The organism is Sphingomonas melonis (assembly GCF_013409985.1).
GTDB classification, from domain to species: Bacteria; Pseudomonadota; Alphaproteobacteria; order Sphingomonadales; family Sphingomonadaceae; genus Sphingomonas; species Sphingomonas melonis_A.
In genome coordinates this window covers 880,715-895,303 of record NZ_JACCBY010000001.1, presented here as the reverse complement: position 1 = coordinate 895,303, position 14,589 = coordinate 880,715, and the positions used below count along the sequence as shown (strand labels likewise).

Here is a 14,589-nt window from a genome sequence, read left to right as displayed (position 1 = left end):
GACATCCACATGAAGATCACGAATGCGCAGGTGTTCGTCTGCTCCCCAGGCCGCAACTTCGTTACGTTGAAAATTGAGACCGACGCCGGCATCACCGGTATCGGTGATGCGACCGTGAACGGGCGCGAGTTGTCGGTTGCCTCCTACCTGAGCGACCATCTTTGCCCGGCGCTCATCGGCCGCGATGCAAGCGCGATCGAGGACACCTGGCAATACTTCTATCGTGGCGCATACTGGCGGCGCGGCCCGATCGGCATGGCCGCCATCGCCGCGATCGACGTGGCCCTGTGGGACATCAAGGCCAAGGTCGCGAACATGCCGCTGTATCAGCTGCTGGGCGGGGCAAGCCGGAACCACATGCTCAGCTACAGCCATGCTAGCGGAGACGACAAGGAGGAGGTCGCCGATAAGGTCGCGGAGCTTTCGGAGCGCGGCTTCAAGGCCATCAGGATCCAAGGTGCCGTACCCGGCATGCCTGTCAACTATGGCGTCGACAAGCCCGGCGTGGCGGCCCAGGCGCACGACCGGCCACGCGAGACACTGTGGGACACCCGCAGCTACCTGCGCTACATGCCGATCCTGCTCGACCACGTACGCTCGCGCTTCGGCCCGGAGCTCAACCTCCTGCACGACGTCCATCATCGCCTCACGCCACAAGAGGCAGCGAGACTAGCCAGATCGGTCGAGCCGTACGATCTCTTCTGGCTTGAAGATGCCATTCCGGCCGAAAACCAGGAAGCCTTCCGTCTTATACGGCAGCACAGCACAACACCGTTAGCCGTCGGAGAGGTTTTCAACAGCATCCACGACTGCCGCACCTTGATCCAGGAGGGGCTGATCGACTTCATCCGCACCACGCCGGTCCATGCCGGCGGCATCACGCATGTCCGCCGCATCGCCGATCTCGCCGGACTGCACCACGTGCGCCTCGGCAGCCACGGTGCCGCCGACATGTCACCGATCACCATGGGCGCGGCACTGCATCTCGACCGTTGGGTACCCAACTTCGGCATCCAGGAGTACGCCTTCCACCCGCCGCAGGCGCAGGAGGTCTTTCCACACGATTGGCACCTCAAGGATGGGCAGCTCTTCAGCGGCGAGAAACCGGGCCACGGCGTCGAATTCGACGAAGCGGCGGCCGCGCGCTTCCCGTACGATCGCGCCTACCTCGACGTCGCACGCCTTTCCGACGGAACGCTCTGGAACTGGTAGTCCGGCTGAAATTTCAGATTGACATCGACTTGCGATTCGCTATCTAAATTATAAAAGCGTTCTCCAAAAAATCTTAAGCCACACGATTAGTGAATCGCAAGTTTTCCGTCGAGTAACTACCATTCTGCTCAAGTAAGGACATCGATCTTCACGATGCCCTGTCGTCACGCCTGCTCGAACCGGAGCCGGCGAGTGATCGCGGTCCAGCCATCCCGCGGCCCCAGAAGTACAACAACAAAGAAAATAAAGGAGAGGAACATGATGAAGGCTTCGACCTCGACGTCCAGGTGGGTGCTCGGCGCGCTCCTTGCGACGACTTCGCTTTCGGCGGCGCATGCACAGACGCTGACGCCGTCACCCACGGGTACGCCGACCATACCCTCAGGCACGCAGGACGAGGCCGCCACCCCGCCGGTCGCAGGTGACCAGGCCACGACGACTCCGACCGCGCAGAGCACCGGATCCACGGCCTCCCCGGAGGTCGCAACCGATCCCTCCGGAACCGCCACGGGAGCCGACATCGTCGTCACGGGCACACGCCGTGCACAGCGTCTGCAGGATGTGCCGGTCGCGATCACCGCAGTTAGCGGCGCCGCCATCGCCAAGGCGGGCTACACCACCGCGACGGATCTCCAATACCTCGTTCCGTCACTGACCTTCAACAACTCGCAGGGCGCCGGCTTCTCCATCCGAGGGTTCGGCAGCCAAAGCTTCGACTACAATCTTGAGAAGGCCGTATCTGTCGTCCTCGACGATGTGGTCCAGGGCCTCCCGCGTTCGATCGGCTTCAACACCTTCGCCGACGTGGAGCGCGTCGAGGTGCTGGAGGGGCCGCAGGGCACCCTTTTCGGCAAGAACGCCTCGGCGGGCGTCGTGTTCGTCGTGACACGCAAGCCCGAGATCGGCATCGCGAGCGTGCAAGGTTCCGCCCGATACGGCACGGATAACGAGACTCAGATCGAGAACACGGTCAATCTCCCGATTAGCGAGACGCTCGCCGCCCGCATCTCGGGGACATACCAGCAGCGTGACGGCTACCTCTACAACGCCTTCTACCGCAACGAGGGTGGATCCTACCGCGACGTCTCCGTCCGCGCAAAGCTGCTCTGGAAGCCCACTCCCGATATCGAGGCGCTGACCACGGCGGAGTTCCTCGACCATCGGGACGAGGGCTACAACATTATCGAGAACGTGCGCGGTCTGACCGCTTACGCGACACCGCCGTCGGCGACCTCGCAGACTAATCTCGACTACGCGACCATCTTCGCGCAATACGGCTTCGCCGCCGGGCCGAACAACCAGACGTACCTCGCCAACACCGACTGGTACGGCTCCGTGCGACAGAAGGGGATCTCCGAAGTCCTCACCGCGTCGCTCGGCGAGTACACGGTGACGTCGATAACTGCGTACAAGCACCAGCGCAGCGGAAACTTCAACGATCCCGACTATACCGGAACGGACTTCTACACGCTCAATCGCAATCGCCTGCGCGCCTCGCAGTTCTCGCAGGAAGTGCGTTTAAATTCACCGAAGGGCGGCACCTTCGACTACATTATTGGCGCCTTCCTGTACCGCCAGGACGCGCACGCATTCGAAGCTCAGGCAGGCAAGCGCAACCGCACCGACCTGCCAAGCCTCACCTACGTCAATCCGGTCGGATCCGCGTCCGCCTACGGCTCGCACCAGCGCAGCTACGCGCTTTTCGGCGAAGGAAACCTGCACCTGACGTCGCAGCTGACGTTCGTCGGGGGACTCCGCCTGACGCACGACCGCGTGAGCGGCGACTACGCTCCGACAACCGATTTTCCCTACAGCTACATCGGCACGATCCCCCCGGCGATCGCCGGGCGGGCGAAGGCGACCGACGTCACCGGCAAGGCGACGCTGCAGTACAAGCCGACGGACGACATCATGGGATACGCGACCTACTCGCGCGGCTACAAGGCCCCGGCCATCGGCACGAGCCGGGGCGTGCTACGCCCAGTCAGCCAGGAGAACGTGGACTCGTACGAGGTCGGACTGAAGACCCAATTCCTGGACCGTCGCCTGACCCTGAACCTGACAGGTTACATCCAGACCTTCCGGAACTTCCAGGCGACCGCTCTCACCCTCCAGCCGAGCGGAGACTATCTCAGCCTCCTGACGAACGCGCCCAAGGTCGAAGCCAAGGGTGTGGAGATCAGCAGCGCTTTCCGAGCCGCTCCCGACCTCACGCTGAGCGCCAACGCGAGCTACAACCACTCGCAGTACGAAGGCTTCCTGGTCGGCTGCTACGCCAACCAGCCCGTAAATGCCGCCGCAGGTCCCGGCTGCTACCGGCAAGGTGCGACGCTCGTGAACGATGCCAGCGACACCGACGTCATCCTCGCACCGCGGTTCACCTACAACGTCGGGATCAACTACGAGCCACAGCTTACCGAAACGCTGAAGCTGTTCAGCAGCGCAAGCTTCGCCCACCGCTCCAGCACGCTCAGCGTCGCCGGTGATCCGGGCACGCGCATCCCCGGCTATGGTCTGCTGAACGCGACGATCGGCGTCGGTGGTCTGGATGGTAAGCTTCGCTTGAGCGTGTACGGACGCAATCTCACGGACAAGCTGTTCATCGCGCGCCTGCGGCCGCTTCCGTTCGGGCCGACCGGCAGCTACCTCCAGACGGTCGCCGGCGAAGGTCGGCGTACGATTGGCGTCCGCCTCGACTACAGCTTCTGAGCCTGCTTCCTGCGGCGGGGACGGCAAGCGTCCCCGCCCGCTTCCTGCCGCCCGGGACACGATGACGGTCTACCAACACTTCCTTGCTCTTGGCGAAGTCCTGCTCCGCCTTTCCCCCCGGTCTGGCGAGCTGCTTGCCGACAGGCCTCGACTAGCCATGCATGTCGGAGGATCGGAAGCGAACGTCGCGGCGGCGCTGGCCGGTCTCGGCCATCGCGCCGGCGTGGCGACGGCAGTACCCGATAACGCACTGGGTGACGCGGCGGTCACCGCGTTAGCAGGCGCAGGTCTCGACGTGGGAGCCATGCGTCGCGCGCCCGGCAGAATGGGCGTCTACTGGGTCGAGACGGGTGCGAGTCTACGGGCGGGTCAGGTCATCTACGACCGAAAGGGCTCGAGCTTCGCGGTAGCCGATGGCGCGATGTGGGACTGGTCGGCCCTCCTCACCGCGACCGAGCGCCTTCATCTCTCGGGCATCACGGTTGCATTGGGTTCGAACACTACGCAGATCGCGCTCGATGCGGCTCGCGCGGCTCGACGCGCCGGCGTACCCATCTCGTTCGATGGCAACTATCGCGCTCAACTCTGGGCTGAACGGGCGTCGGTTGATGTGGAGCCCTTGCGGGAACTGGTTCGCAGCGCCGACATACTCTTCGGCGACCATCGCGACATCGGCCTGCTGCTCGGCCGCATGTTCTCCGGAGACTCGCCGGACGCGCGACGATCCGCCAGCGAAGCCGCGTTCAATGCGTTCCCGAGGCTACGGCTGGTCGCATCGACCGTCAGATTGACGCCCCATGTCGGCGAGCACGTCCTGTCGGCCCGCGTCGACACGCCCCAAGGAGGCGTCGAGACGGCACCGCTTATCATTCCCGGCGTCATCGACCGCATCGGATCGGGCGACGCGTTCGCCGCAGGCGTGCTGCATGCCCATCGGATGGGATCGACGGTGGGTAAGATCGCCGAAAGCGGCCAGGCGCTCGCGGCTCTCGCGCACAGCATGGAAGGGGATGCCTCGCGGATCACGAGCCGACATCTGGCAGCATTCGTGGACGACTCGAAAGACGTCAAACGGTGAAGTGGCGGATCGGGATATAGCGGCACCCATAGCGTTCATGGAAGCCCTAGGCACCTACGAGCTGAGCACGGCGTTGAAGCCGGCCTTCCTTGTCGGACAGAGGCCGCTAGCCTTGGATGCGCCACGGTTCCTATGGATGCGGCGGACCACACGATGCTGCTCCGAAGTTCGGCCACACCCTCCAATGACCTGCGCACCGTCATTTCCGATTCTTTGGGACAAGGAGATGCCAGTGCGAAGGAGCCGCTAAACGCAGTGACACGATCCTGTTCGGTACCGAGTCCTTTTAAACATGGCGTCTGGAGGCAAGGTTCTGACTGCATACGGCTGGGCGTAAGCGATCGTGCGGTCGCATTTAGTTGTTCGAGCGAGCCAGTCGTTCTACACCAGCCGTGCAAGATCGGCAGATGCGTACGGTTTTGGCAGGACCATGCCCGTATCGGGCATATCTCCGATGTCGAGGCGCACGGCACCGGATGTCACGATGATCTCGATGCGGGGCCACCGTTTTGAGACTTCGGCGGCGCGTTGCTGGACATCGAAACCGCCGGGCCTGTCGATGTCCGTGAAGATCAATGCGATGTCCGGTACGCGTTCCGACACCTCCAGTCCCTCGAGCGCGTCACCCGCCTCGAAGATGACAAACCCTCGTTCCTCCAATACATCGGCGGCGATCATGCGCATGAATATTTCGTCCTACCCACGAGGACAGGCGGTCCGAGCTCGAATATCATGTCGCGTTAATGCATCTAAAGAGGCAATGGGCGTAATTACTTTAGCAAAAATTTCAGATACCGCGTAATGACTTAGACGCCGCTGAGGTGACCCTTCATTCGGGATGTGGCCTATTAGCCCCAGTGCGCTGCATGAGCCCGCCCCTCGGCGCCCAAACACCTTTCGTACGTACCACGACCTTCAGCTGTGTCACAACTGGACACAGGATCATCGCCGTACCAATATTCTATGATGCCACATCGCCATCCTATGAACGTGAGCGTCGCCCCCGGAGCTGGCGCGCTTTGTACGCGCCGACGTAGTATCCGGGCGATACGCAACCGCGAGCGAGGTGATCCGCGCATCGCTGAGGATGATGGTCGACCACAGCTCGGACTCCGCTCCCCTCCCCCCGCCCGTCCCTTGAGGAACTAGATCCAAGTGACCGAACGATCGTCCAACCAGCTGCCGGCGGGACTCGCCAACCTCATCATCGAGAGCGCGTCCGAGTTCGCGATCGTGACGCTTGATCGGGAAGGAATCATCACGAGCTGGAACTCCGGCGCACGGAACATCATGGGGTGGACGGCCGAAGAGGCCATCGGCCAGCATGGGAAGATGATCTTCACGGCGGAAGATCAGGCCGCAGGCTCCCCCGAGGACGAGATGAGCCGCGCGAGCCGGGATGGGCGAGCCGTCGATGAACGTCCGCACATGCGGGCAGACGGCTCACGGTACTGGGGCTCCGGTTTGATGATGCCGCTACGCGACGGCTCTGACGGGGAACACGGGTTCGTGAAGATGGTCCGTGACAGGACGGCGGAGCACGATGCCGACCGCCGCTTCACCACCCTGACCGACACACTGCCGGGGTTGGTCTTCGTTACCGACACTGACGGTCACAACGTTCAGGTCAACGGCTTCTTCCAGAAGTATACGGGACGCGAGGATGGAGAACTGCTGGGCGACCGGTGGCTGGAAGTCATCCATCCCGAGGATCGGGCACGAGCTGGCGAGGTCTGGAGCCGGGCCGTTTCAGAAGGGGACCCGTACGAGGCAACGTACCGGTTTCGGCGGGATGATGGTGCCTATCGAGCCTTCTCCTGCCGAGCCGTGCCCGAACGCGACCACGAGGGCCGCATACTTCGCTGGATCGGTACATGCATCAACGTGGAGAACCAGGTCCAGGCCCAGGAGGCATTGGAACGGCTGAACCTAGCGCTGGAACACAAGGCCACAGAAAGCGAGTCCGATCTCAACAGCGCCGTGGCGCAGCTGGAGAGCGAGATGGCGGAGCGCAGGCGAACGGAACAAGCCCTTAACCAGGCCCAGAAGATGGAAGCCATCGGGCAGCTCACGGGGGGCGTCGCCCACGACTTCAACAACCTGCTGACCGTGATCACGTCGAGCGTCAGCCTGCTGCGCCGTGGTGGGCTGAGCGAGGATCGGCAACGCCGCTACCTCGATGCGATCGCCGAAACGGCCGAGCGCGCCGCCAAACTCACTCAGCAGCTCCTCGCCTTCGCCCGCCGTCAGCCTCTGAAGCCTGAACAATTCAACGCCGGTCAACGCCTGCAGTCGATCAGCACCATGCTGAAGACCATCGTCGGAGCACCCATCGAGGTAACTACGCATGTCGACCCCGACCTTCGAACCATCTGCGCTGACCCGAACCAGTTCGAGACGGCGGTCGTCAACATGGCGGTGAACGCACGCGATGCGATGCCAAGAGGGGGGCAGCTGGTCCTGACGGCCCGCAACGTCGATGCGGTACCAGCCATTCGGGGCCATCCTCCGCTGAGGGGGCGGTTCGTCGCGATATCGGTTCAGGATACCGGACAGGGCATGTCCGCCGAAACCGTCACCCATATCTTCGAGCCGTTCTTCACCACAAAGGATGTTGGCAGAGGCACAGGACTAGGCCTCAGCCAGGTGCATGGCTTCGCGAAGCAGTCGGACGGCGACATTGGGGTAGTAAGTGAGCCGGATCGCGGCACTACGTTCACGCTGTATCTGCCCCATTGCGAGGAGCTGCCGGAGGCGCGTTCCGAAGCAATTCCGCAGCCGGAGCCTGAACTGAATGGTGCACCCGGAATGGTTCTGCTCGTCGAGGACAACCGCCTCATCGGCGAGTTCGCGGCACAACTCCTGAGCGAGCTCGGCTTTGAGACGCGATGGGCGGAGAACGCAAAGGCGGCGCTTGTGTGCCTCAGCGAGAACCCCGGGATGTTCGACGTGGTATTCAGCGACATAGTCATGCCGGGGATGAATGGCATCGAACTGGCATCGAAGCTGCGTGACGAACAGCCTGGGCTACCGGTGGTGCTGACCAGCGGTTACAGTGACGTGCTCGCAAGAAGCGGTTCAAGCGGCTTTCCAATCCTGCAGAAGCCGTACTCGGCCGAAAGGCTGGCGAGCGCATTGCGACAGGCGATGGCGAATCCCCAGACGGAAAAGCGGTCTCCGAACGAGCCACACCCTATCGATTGAACCGCCGCTTGAAGGTCCGCTTCTGATAGAAGAAGACGTGCGTGTCGCATGTCGCTCGTGCCACTTGTCCGCCAGCTGCGATCACCCTGGCCGTCAGTCGGGCCGTGTTACTCATACCAGGCGCGCCGCCCAAGGCTGGCTGCACAACTCTTCCGACGCGGCACCTTGCAGCCATATCTCGCCGGATGCAGACGGAAAGAGCATCGAATACCCCCAGCCTCGCTCTTCGAGGACATGAGCCGCTCTTTGGGTCGGGACATTCAAGCGGAGCGGCTGCGGAACGATCTGCGAGCCGATCGGGAGCAAGGCCACCGGTCAGCTGCAGTCGATGCCTGACCGTGCGGCGGCGGCGCCTCCCCCGCCTGTACGCTTCACATCGTACATCCGACCGTCCGCTACGCCGATCAGATCCTCCAGCAATTCGTTGGGAAGCTGGCCGGTGCACGTACCCAGGCTCATGCCGATCGTGACGGAGCGATCCTCTAGGGAGTAAGGCGCCGTGACGGTACGGAAGAGCCTCCGCCCGAAGATCTCCGCTTTTTCCACGTGGTCTATGTCACATTGGACGACCAGGAACTCATCCCCGCCAAGCCTCACCGCGACGTCGGAGTCGTGGAGCATGGATCCGACCCTACGCGAAAGCTCGACGAGGAGCGCGTCCCCGGCGGAATGCCCTAGGCGATCATTGACGGGTTTGAAGCCATCGAGATCGAAGCAGTGGACCGCGACCATCATCGTCCTGCTTCCGCATCGCCCAACCTGATCATCGATGAAGCGACGGAGACCTAGTCGATTTCGCAGACCCGTGAGCGGATCGACCTGGGCGATTGTCACGAGTTCCAGATTTGCCGCGATGCGTTGGCGGATCTGTCCATAGGCGTAGCGCACACTCTCCAGCCCGCCGACGCTGAACAGCACGAACATGGCTGCCAAGCCCACGTGGGGAACGCCGCCATGCGTCGCGGAGGCCACGGCGGCCGGGCTGACGGCCAGCAGGATCGAAACCGAGCATATCCTTGGACGGACCGCGACACGCGCGACCTGCCCCGAACAGAAGCCGAAGAGCATACCGATCGCCAGAAGCTGTCCTCCCGGATCCTGCAGCATGAACGTCCGAGCCGCCAGCATGCCGATGCAAAAAGCGAAGGCGTAGTTGGCGACGCCGAAACGGCGCTCCCATGCCGCCGCACCAACCTCGTCGACAGGAGCGCGCCTGACGCCCCGGCGGAACAGACAATGAAGCGACGCCTTCCAGAGGCCAGCCAACAGACCCGACCCAGTGGCCAGCGCGGCGGGCTTATCCGCCTGAGCAAATACCACGTAGCATCCTACGAGCGAGAACGTCACGATCATCATGCCGAGCGGCAGCGCCGCAGTGAAGAGAGCGGCGACAAGCTGGATCCGGACGCCAGGCGGTTCGTCTGCGATGCGTCTGAGCATGCGCCACCTTATCCAATACAGGTTGTGGATTGCCTAAGCAGATCGTGCCCAGCTCGACACGGGCAAACTACGCGAACGCCGCTCGCCCCCCCCATCGTGTATCCAGATGCTACTGGACGCACATGCGATGAGAAGGATGGCGGCACCGCAACTTGGCGATAGGTAAGGCAGCGCTAACCGGCTTCGTCGATGCCTTGGGGTTCCTCGATCTTCATGGTCACTTCGTCTCCAGCGTAAGCGGAAACTTGACGCGAATGGCAGTTAGCGCGACCCGCCCCCCCCCCCGATGACGCCAAAGCCGCATTCCTCAGCACGGTAGTCGTGATCGGTGTGGTGCTGGGCACCCCGATCGGCAACCTGGTCGGTAGGCGTCGCAGTCAGGCCGTTCCGATGGCCGTGACCACCATGCTAACGGATGCAGCGCTCGCAGCCACGTTGCTGGTTGATGCAACCGGGCCGGCGCTATTTGCAGCCCTTGCGATGAGGGCCGTGGACGCGGCTCCCCAACGAGACCGAGAGGTGCGCCTTGGCGTCACCTCCATGACGGGCACCCTCTTTGGAAGTGGGTTAGCCCGGAAGCGGCCCTAACCGGGTCCGCGACACGATGGATACCGTACGCCCTCCTGTGGCCTGATCGCAGGTGCGGTCGCGGTAGCCGCGGCATCCGCCAAGTCGGCGATGCCGACGCTCTGGCTGGCTGCTTCGGGAGGGCGATGCTATCGATGGCGGCGGTGGCGTTGGATCGCGGTGATCGCTTCGAGGCCCCCTCTCGATGAAATCGGCTACCCTTGCGTCGGGAGCCCCCCCCCCCCCGGCTCGAGGTGACCGCCGCTATCGGGTGAGGAATGAAATAGGCACATGCCACTCTTCGACGATCGAGCCACGCGCCGGCTCAGGGCCGAGGCGGCTGACGTCTATCGCTCGGCGTTCCACCGGCACCCAATTAGCCGGATCGCCACATGCCCGGCGGACGACGAGCCCAGGCGAGCGTGTGTACGAATGTCGCTCACGCTGTGGCTTGGAAAGACGACTTCCACCACCGCTTCAAAGTACCGCCCCATATCCGCCGGGCCCTTCATCAATCCTCAACCGTTCCAGCAAATCACACGCCGCCTCTCGCATTCCCGACGTTGTCGGCGACTACCGTGCGGCTGGCACCATGCTCGCCCGTGGGTGGTTCAGGCGAGATGACCAAGCCGCGTCGAGCGCATGTCCCGCTCGGCTACCAATCGCCTGCTCGCGGATGCAATTGGCCGCTTCGACTTCGTGCTTTCGAGTAGGTTTATTCAGGCGGCCACGCCAGACCGTCGAACCGCGACTCCGTCGGCGCTGATCCCCTGACCCGCAGATCAGAACCCAGGGGATCGCATCGCTGGATCAATTGCTACCGCAGCGGTTCAGGCGTTCAGCGCATCCTTCACGGCCTTGGCTGGAACGAAGGTCAGCTTCTTCGACGCAGCGATCTGGATTTTATCTCCACTGGACGGATTACGCCCCTCCCGCGCCGGGCTGTCCTTCACCTTAAACCTGCCGAAGCCCGCTAGCAAAACCTCCTCGCCGCTCGCTGCCGCCGCGACGATCGCTGCGGTCAGGTCATCGACGATTCGGCGCGCATCCGGCTTGCTCAAGGAGTGGTTCGTAGCCAGCCGTTCGGCCAGATCGGCATTGTTCATCGTCAGTCTCCTCTTGTGAAGGAGCGGTCCTACAACCGGGATCTCGATCAGGCGATACCGAAGCAAGTTCCGCAGTATGCAATTAGGGATGATTAGTCGTTCGCCAGTGCTAGTTCGACCACCGTTGCGATATAGCCAAGCCAGCCGAATGGCCTGGCACCTACGCGTATTTGGCTGGCGCCCTCACTACACACGGCGGAACCTTCCAGGCCATCCCATCAGTCCTTAACTAAGCCGGAAACGTAACCGGCATTCCTTTCCAACTCACGCAGAACTGCCTTATAGAGCCAAATGTTAATTTCGGCACTTCCGTCCTTGGCATCTGAATAGCCGAGTTCATTTGACAGCTCCTTACGATTAGCGAGGCTCGAATCAAGATCGAGCAACTTCATCAAATCGATGATCGAAGACTGCCAGTTGAAAGTTACCCCCTTCCGTGCCGCGAGGCGCCTCAATACGGCTTCTACGTCGACAGCTTCAGGCGTTGCGACATCCGGCATCGACGCTCCGGACGATGCTTGCACCGAAGGCGCATCTGCAGCGGTAGGCATGGGATCAACATGAGGCTGCGGTGTGGCCGAAGAAATCTAGGAGGCGGGTTTGGGAGTCACGAAGTGACCGCTGCCAAGCACTCCATTTTCGTAGAAAATAGCCGTCTTGATCTTGCTGAAGATGCTCACAAGTCTCGCCATGATGTCGTTACACCGTAGGAACGCACGCCCATTCGGTTAGCTCTTTTATTCTAGACGGTAGATGAGTCTCATCTGAGAACTAGTCTCGCCAGTTACAGGCGTGATGCCGTGCGCCGTATGAACGACGCCCGCGAATATCGAGCGGAGGCCGCCCCCAGCAGTGAAGCGAAGTCGTTCAGGCAGGGGCATCAACCAGCCAGAAGGTCTCTCGTTGAGTCGTGACGGTACGGCTTGAACGCTCATCGGCTCATCACTGCGGGAGGAGCCGGGGGAACTCGGGCGAAATCTCTCGTGCCAGGAAGCCGATCGGCCCGCTTGTCGTCGCCACGCGGCGACCGCTCTGGCCGTGAAGCCATACACCCCAGCCAGCCGCAACGAGCGGCGGTGTGCCGCGCGACAGCAAACCGCCAATGGCACCTGCCAGCACGTCACCCGAGCCTCCCGTCGCCAAGCCGGTCCCGCCGCCACCATAATGCAAGCTGGTGCCGTCAGGCGCGGCGATCACCGTGTCGCTGCCTTTGAGCACGACGATTGCCCCCAGTTCATGCGCGACATCACAGGCGATCCGCTGGGGATCGGCACCGATCTCTTCTTCGTCCTTGCCGGTGAAGACGGCCATTTCGCCATGGTGCGGCGTCAGGATCAGGCGCCCACTGAATGCTGCGGCCTCCTGCTGCAAATCCTTCAAGCAGCCGATTGCCATCGCGTCGATCACCAGCATGACATCGTCGCGGGTGATGCCCAGGACGAGTTGTAGCAGACGGGACGCGACCTCCGGAGCGCCGATCCCAGGACCAAGGACCAGCGCATCGCAAGCGTCTAGCGCGGTCTTCAATACTTCCGCGGCCTCGCCGATTTCGCCATTATCCCCTTCGGGAAGCGCAATCGACGCCGCTTCCGGAACGAGTAGCCCGAGCGGCAGTGCCGCCGACGCGACCGTTGCCATCTGGAGCTTGCCGGCGCCGACGCGCAGCACCGCCTCGCCCGTCAGTCGCAGCGCTCCCGGCACCATTCGCGACCCACCGATCGCCAGTACGCGGCCGCGGCTGTTCTTGGTCGTGCCCTGAACGTGGACCGGCACCGGATTGGCCGCGATCCACGTGCTGTCGAGGGCAGTTGGTTCGCCGCTCATCCGCGTACCCCCGCGGTGCGGTCGGGTTCGACGGTGACTTCGCTCGCCCCTGCCCGGTCAAGATGCTGCACGGCATTGTAACGGACCAAGGTCATGCCGCCTTCACGACCGGCGTCGGGATCGAACCGGTATTCGGTGACTGAGCAATTTGCGACATCACCCTCCTGGTCGATCGCTAAGATCTGCTCCTCGGACATGTTCTCGATGACATAACGCAGGCAGAGGACAACCACCTGATGCGCAACGATCATCACGCGTCTGCCCGCATAGTGCAACGCGATCGTGTCCATCAGTGACCGCAACCGGAAGATAACGTCGCACCAGCTCTCCCCGCCAGGTGGCCGATGGTAGAATTTGCCGAGCAACCGGCGAAATTCGGCTTGATCGGGATAGACCGACGCCACACCACTCACCGTCAGACCGTCGAGGATGCCGAACTCCTTTTCCCGTAGTCGCTCATCCACGCAGATCGGCTCATCTTCGGTTGCGCCGCCAGCTTCCCGGAACAAGGTCGCGGTGGCACGGGCACGCGCATAAGGGGAGGCAAGCAACACATCGGGACGGTCGCTTGGCTGGGCCTGCGCGAACCATTTACCCAACGCCTGCGCCTGCTCCTCGCCGCGGGGGGACAGGACAATGTCAACGTCCCGTGCTGACAACTCGATGCGGTCTGCCCCATTTGCATGCGCGGCATCGCGGGCGACATTGCCCGCGCTTTCCCCGTGACGAACGATCCAGAGCCTGTCCGGCCAGCGCAGCGAACTCATGCTGTCACACCACCCGACGCTAGATCAAGACGAGCTTGCCACGGTTTTCCTATCGTACGTCCAACGGCCATCCACGCTTCTCCTCGTCGTTGAAGAGCGCACGGCGCGTCACGCTGTTCCAGCCGTCACCGCCGACGCGCGGAAGCAGCTATAGGATACGGGCACTTGATCGCGCCACACATCAACCGGTTACTTAAAGAGTTGCGGATCGCTGGCGCAATGACGCTGAACCGGGGCAGTCTGGAAGTCAGCGATCCCGCCAAGCTGGTCAGGATTGCAGGCTTCGACGATACCTATCTGCATCTGCGGATGCGCCACCCCTGAGGTGGTCTAATCCTGTGGCCCGGATCAATCTTGGATCGTCGATGACATCAGCTCCAAGCGTCGGGACCTACGCAGCCAGCGCGACCGGATGAAGATACCCGCCGTCGAAGTCGGCTGCTCGCTTCAGCCCAGCCCAATCCTCGATTCTTACCATTCGGCTTCCCGTGTTGATGAGGCCGTCACTTCGCAACGCCAGGAGGGTGCGATTGACATGAACAGACGTGAGCCCGGTTGCATCCCCGATCCGCTCTTCCGCTGATAGCGGCCGTCCACATTGATTCCTTAGAGCAATCGACATCCTGGCCGAGCCGCCCGAACCGATCGACCAGGACTATCTGAGTGAGCAGGTGCGCGACAC

14 protein-coding genes are annotated in these 14,589 nt (G+C 62.5%); 7 read left to right on the top strand and 7 right to left on the bottom strand.

The features are described from left to right. The first annotated feature begins 9 nt into the window (after positions 1–9). The 3 genes from manD (at position 10) to HD841_RS04385 (ending at position 4,999) form a co-directional block, all read left to right on the top strand. On the top strand, positions 10–1,212 hold the full coding sequence (gene manD, locus HD841_RS04395) for a D-mannonate dehydratase ManD (RefSeq protein ID WP_179507633.1): 1,203 nt from the start codon (positions 10–12) through the stop codon (positions 1,210–1,212). Positions 1,213–1,470: 258 nt separating this feature from the next. Continuing rightward, the gene (locus tag HD841_RS04390) at positions 1,471–3,921 is read left to right on the top strand and encodes a TonB-dependent receptor domain-containing protein (protein ID WP_179507632.1); all 2,451 of its coding nucleotides are present in this window, start codon (positions 1,471–1,473) and stop codon (positions 3,919–3,921) included. Between the two features lie 61 nt (positions 3,922–3,982). Continuing rightward, on the top strand, positions 3,983–4,999 hold the full coding sequence (locus HD841_RS04385) for a sugar kinase (RefSeq protein ID WP_179507631.1): 1,017 nt from the start codon (positions 3,983–3,985) through the stop codon (positions 4,997–4,999). A 381-nt stretch (positions 5,000–5,380) separates the two neighbouring features. Here HD841_RS04385 and HD841_RS04380 read toward each other — a convergent pair whose 3' ends face one another. Then, positions 5,381–5,683, bottom strand: coding sequence for a response regulator (locus HD841_RS04380; protein ID WP_179507630.1), 303 nt, complete (start codon positions 5,681–5,683; stop codon positions 5,381–5,383). A gap of 325 nt (positions 5,684–6,008) precedes the next feature. Between HD841_RS04380 and HD841_RS20965 the strand changes: the two genes are divergently transcribed. Both HD841_RS20965 and HD841_RS04370 read left to right on the top strand, forming a co-directional pair. Beyond that, entirely contained in the window at positions 6,009–6,140 is a 132-nt protein-coding gene (locus tag HD841_RS20965) for a ribbon-helix-helix domain-containing protein (RefSeq protein WP_179508095.1), read from the top strand. 14 nt (positions 6,141–6,154) lie between these two features. Then, positions 6,155–8,203 (top strand): PAS domain S-box protein, encoded by a 2,049-nt coding sequence (locus HD841_RS04370; RefSeq protein WP_179507629.1) that lies wholly within the window; start codon positions 6,155–6,157, stop codon positions 8,201–8,203. 315 nt (positions 8,204–8,518) lie between these two features. Here the strand turns inward: HD841_RS04370 and HD841_RS04365 are convergent, their stop codons facing one another. Beyond that, the gene (locus tag HD841_RS04365; RefSeq protein WP_179507628.1) at positions 8,519–9,643 is read right to left on the bottom strand and encodes a GGDEF domain-containing protein; all 1,125 of its coding nucleotides are present in this window, start codon (positions 9,641–9,643) and stop codon (positions 8,519–8,521) included. Positions 9,644–9,795: 152 nt separating this feature from the next. On the opposite strand from HD841_RS04365, the gene HD841_RS20960 reads away from it, so the two are divergent. Next, entirely contained in the window at positions 9,796–9,933 is a 138-nt protein-coding gene (locus HD841_RS20960) for a DUF1275 family protein (protein WP_179507627.1), read from the top strand. Between the two features lie 1,107 nt (positions 9,934–11,040). On the opposite strand, the gene HD841_RS04355 is transcribed toward HD841_RS20960, so the two are convergent. The 4 genes from HD841_RS04355 to HD841_RS04340 all read right to left on the bottom strand — a co-directional run bounded on the left by HD841_RS04355 (position 11,041) and on the right by HD841_RS04340 (position 13,907). Beyond that, positions 11,041–11,316, bottom strand: a complete 276-nt coding sequence (locus tag HD841_RS04355) for an HU family DNA-binding protein (protein ID WP_179507626.1) — start codon at positions 11,314–11,316, stop codon at positions 11,041–11,043. A gap of 218 nt (positions 11,317–11,534) precedes the next feature. Then, positions 11,535–11,903: a DUF3597 domain-containing protein gene (locus HD841_RS04350; RefSeq protein ID WP_373562951.1), complete on the bottom strand. Its 369-nt coding sequence runs from the start codon at positions 11,901–11,903 to the stop codon at positions 11,535–11,537. Between the two features lie 355 nt (positions 11,904–12,258). After that, positions 12,259–13,140 (bottom strand): NAD(P)H-hydrate dehydratase, encoded by an 882-nt coding sequence (locus HD841_RS04345; protein WP_179507624.1) that lies wholly within the window; start codon positions 13,138–13,140, stop codon positions 12,259–12,261. Next, positions 13,137–13,907 (bottom strand): histidine phosphatase family protein, encoded by a 771-nt coding sequence (locus HD841_RS04340; RefSeq protein ID WP_179507623.1) that lies wholly within the window; start codon positions 13,905–13,907, stop codon positions 13,137–13,139. Before HD841_RS04340 ends, HD841_RS04345 begins: the two co-directional genes overlap by 4 nt. Positions 13,908–14,072: 165 nt before the next feature. On the opposite strand from HD841_RS04340, the gene HD841_RS04335 reads away from it, so the two are divergent. Continuing rightward, a complete protein-coding gene (locus HD841_RS04335) occupies positions 14,073–14,231 on the top strand; it encodes a hypothetical protein (protein WP_179507622.1) in 159 nt (52 codons plus the stop codon). Between the two features lie 67 nt (positions 14,232–14,298). On the opposite strand, the gene HD841_RS20955 is transcribed toward HD841_RS04335, so the two are convergent. Continuing rightward, positions 14,299–14,529 (bottom strand): helix-turn-helix domain-containing protein, encoded by a 231-nt coding sequence (locus HD841_RS20955; protein ID WP_179507621.1) that lies wholly within the window; start codon positions 14,527–14,529, stop codon positions 14,299–14,301. Positions 14,530–14,589: the final 60 nt, after the last annotated feature.

Coding starts and splice junctions, on each gene's coding strand:
- HD841_RS04390 (WP_179507632.1), top strand. CDS start 1,471: ATGATGAAGGCTTCGACCTCGACGTCCAGGTGGGTGCTCGGCGCGCTC.
- manD (WP_179507633.1), top strand. CDS start 10: ATGAAGATCACGAATGCGCAGGTGTTCGTCTGCTCCCCAGGCCGCAAC.
- HD841_RS20955 (WP_179507621.1), bottom strand. CDS start 14,529: ATGTCGATTGCTCTAAGGAATCAATGTGGACGGCCGCTATCAGCGGAA.
- HD841_RS04345 (WP_179507624.1), bottom strand. CDS start 13,140: ATGAGCGGCGAACCAACTGCCCTCGACAGCACGTGGATCGCGGCCAAT.
- HD841_RS04365 (WP_179507628.1), bottom strand. CDS start 9,643: ATGCTCAGACGCATCGCAGACGAACCGCCTGGCGTCCGGATCCAGCTT.
- HD841_RS04380 (WP_179507630.1), bottom strand. CDS start 5,683: ATGCGCATGATCGCCGCCGATGTATTGGAGGAACGAGGGTTTGTCATC.
- HD841_RS04385 (WP_179507631.1), top strand. CDS start 3,983: ATGACGGTCTACCAACACTTCCTTGCTCTTGGCGAAGTCCTGCTCCGC.
- HD841_RS04340 (WP_179507623.1), bottom strand. CDS start 13,907: ATGAGTTCGCTGCGCTGGCCGGACAGGCTCTGGATCGTTCGTCACGGG.
- HD841_RS04355 (WP_179507626.1), bottom strand. CDS start 11,316: ATGAACAATGCCGATCTGGCCGAACGGCTGGCTACGAACCACTCCTTG.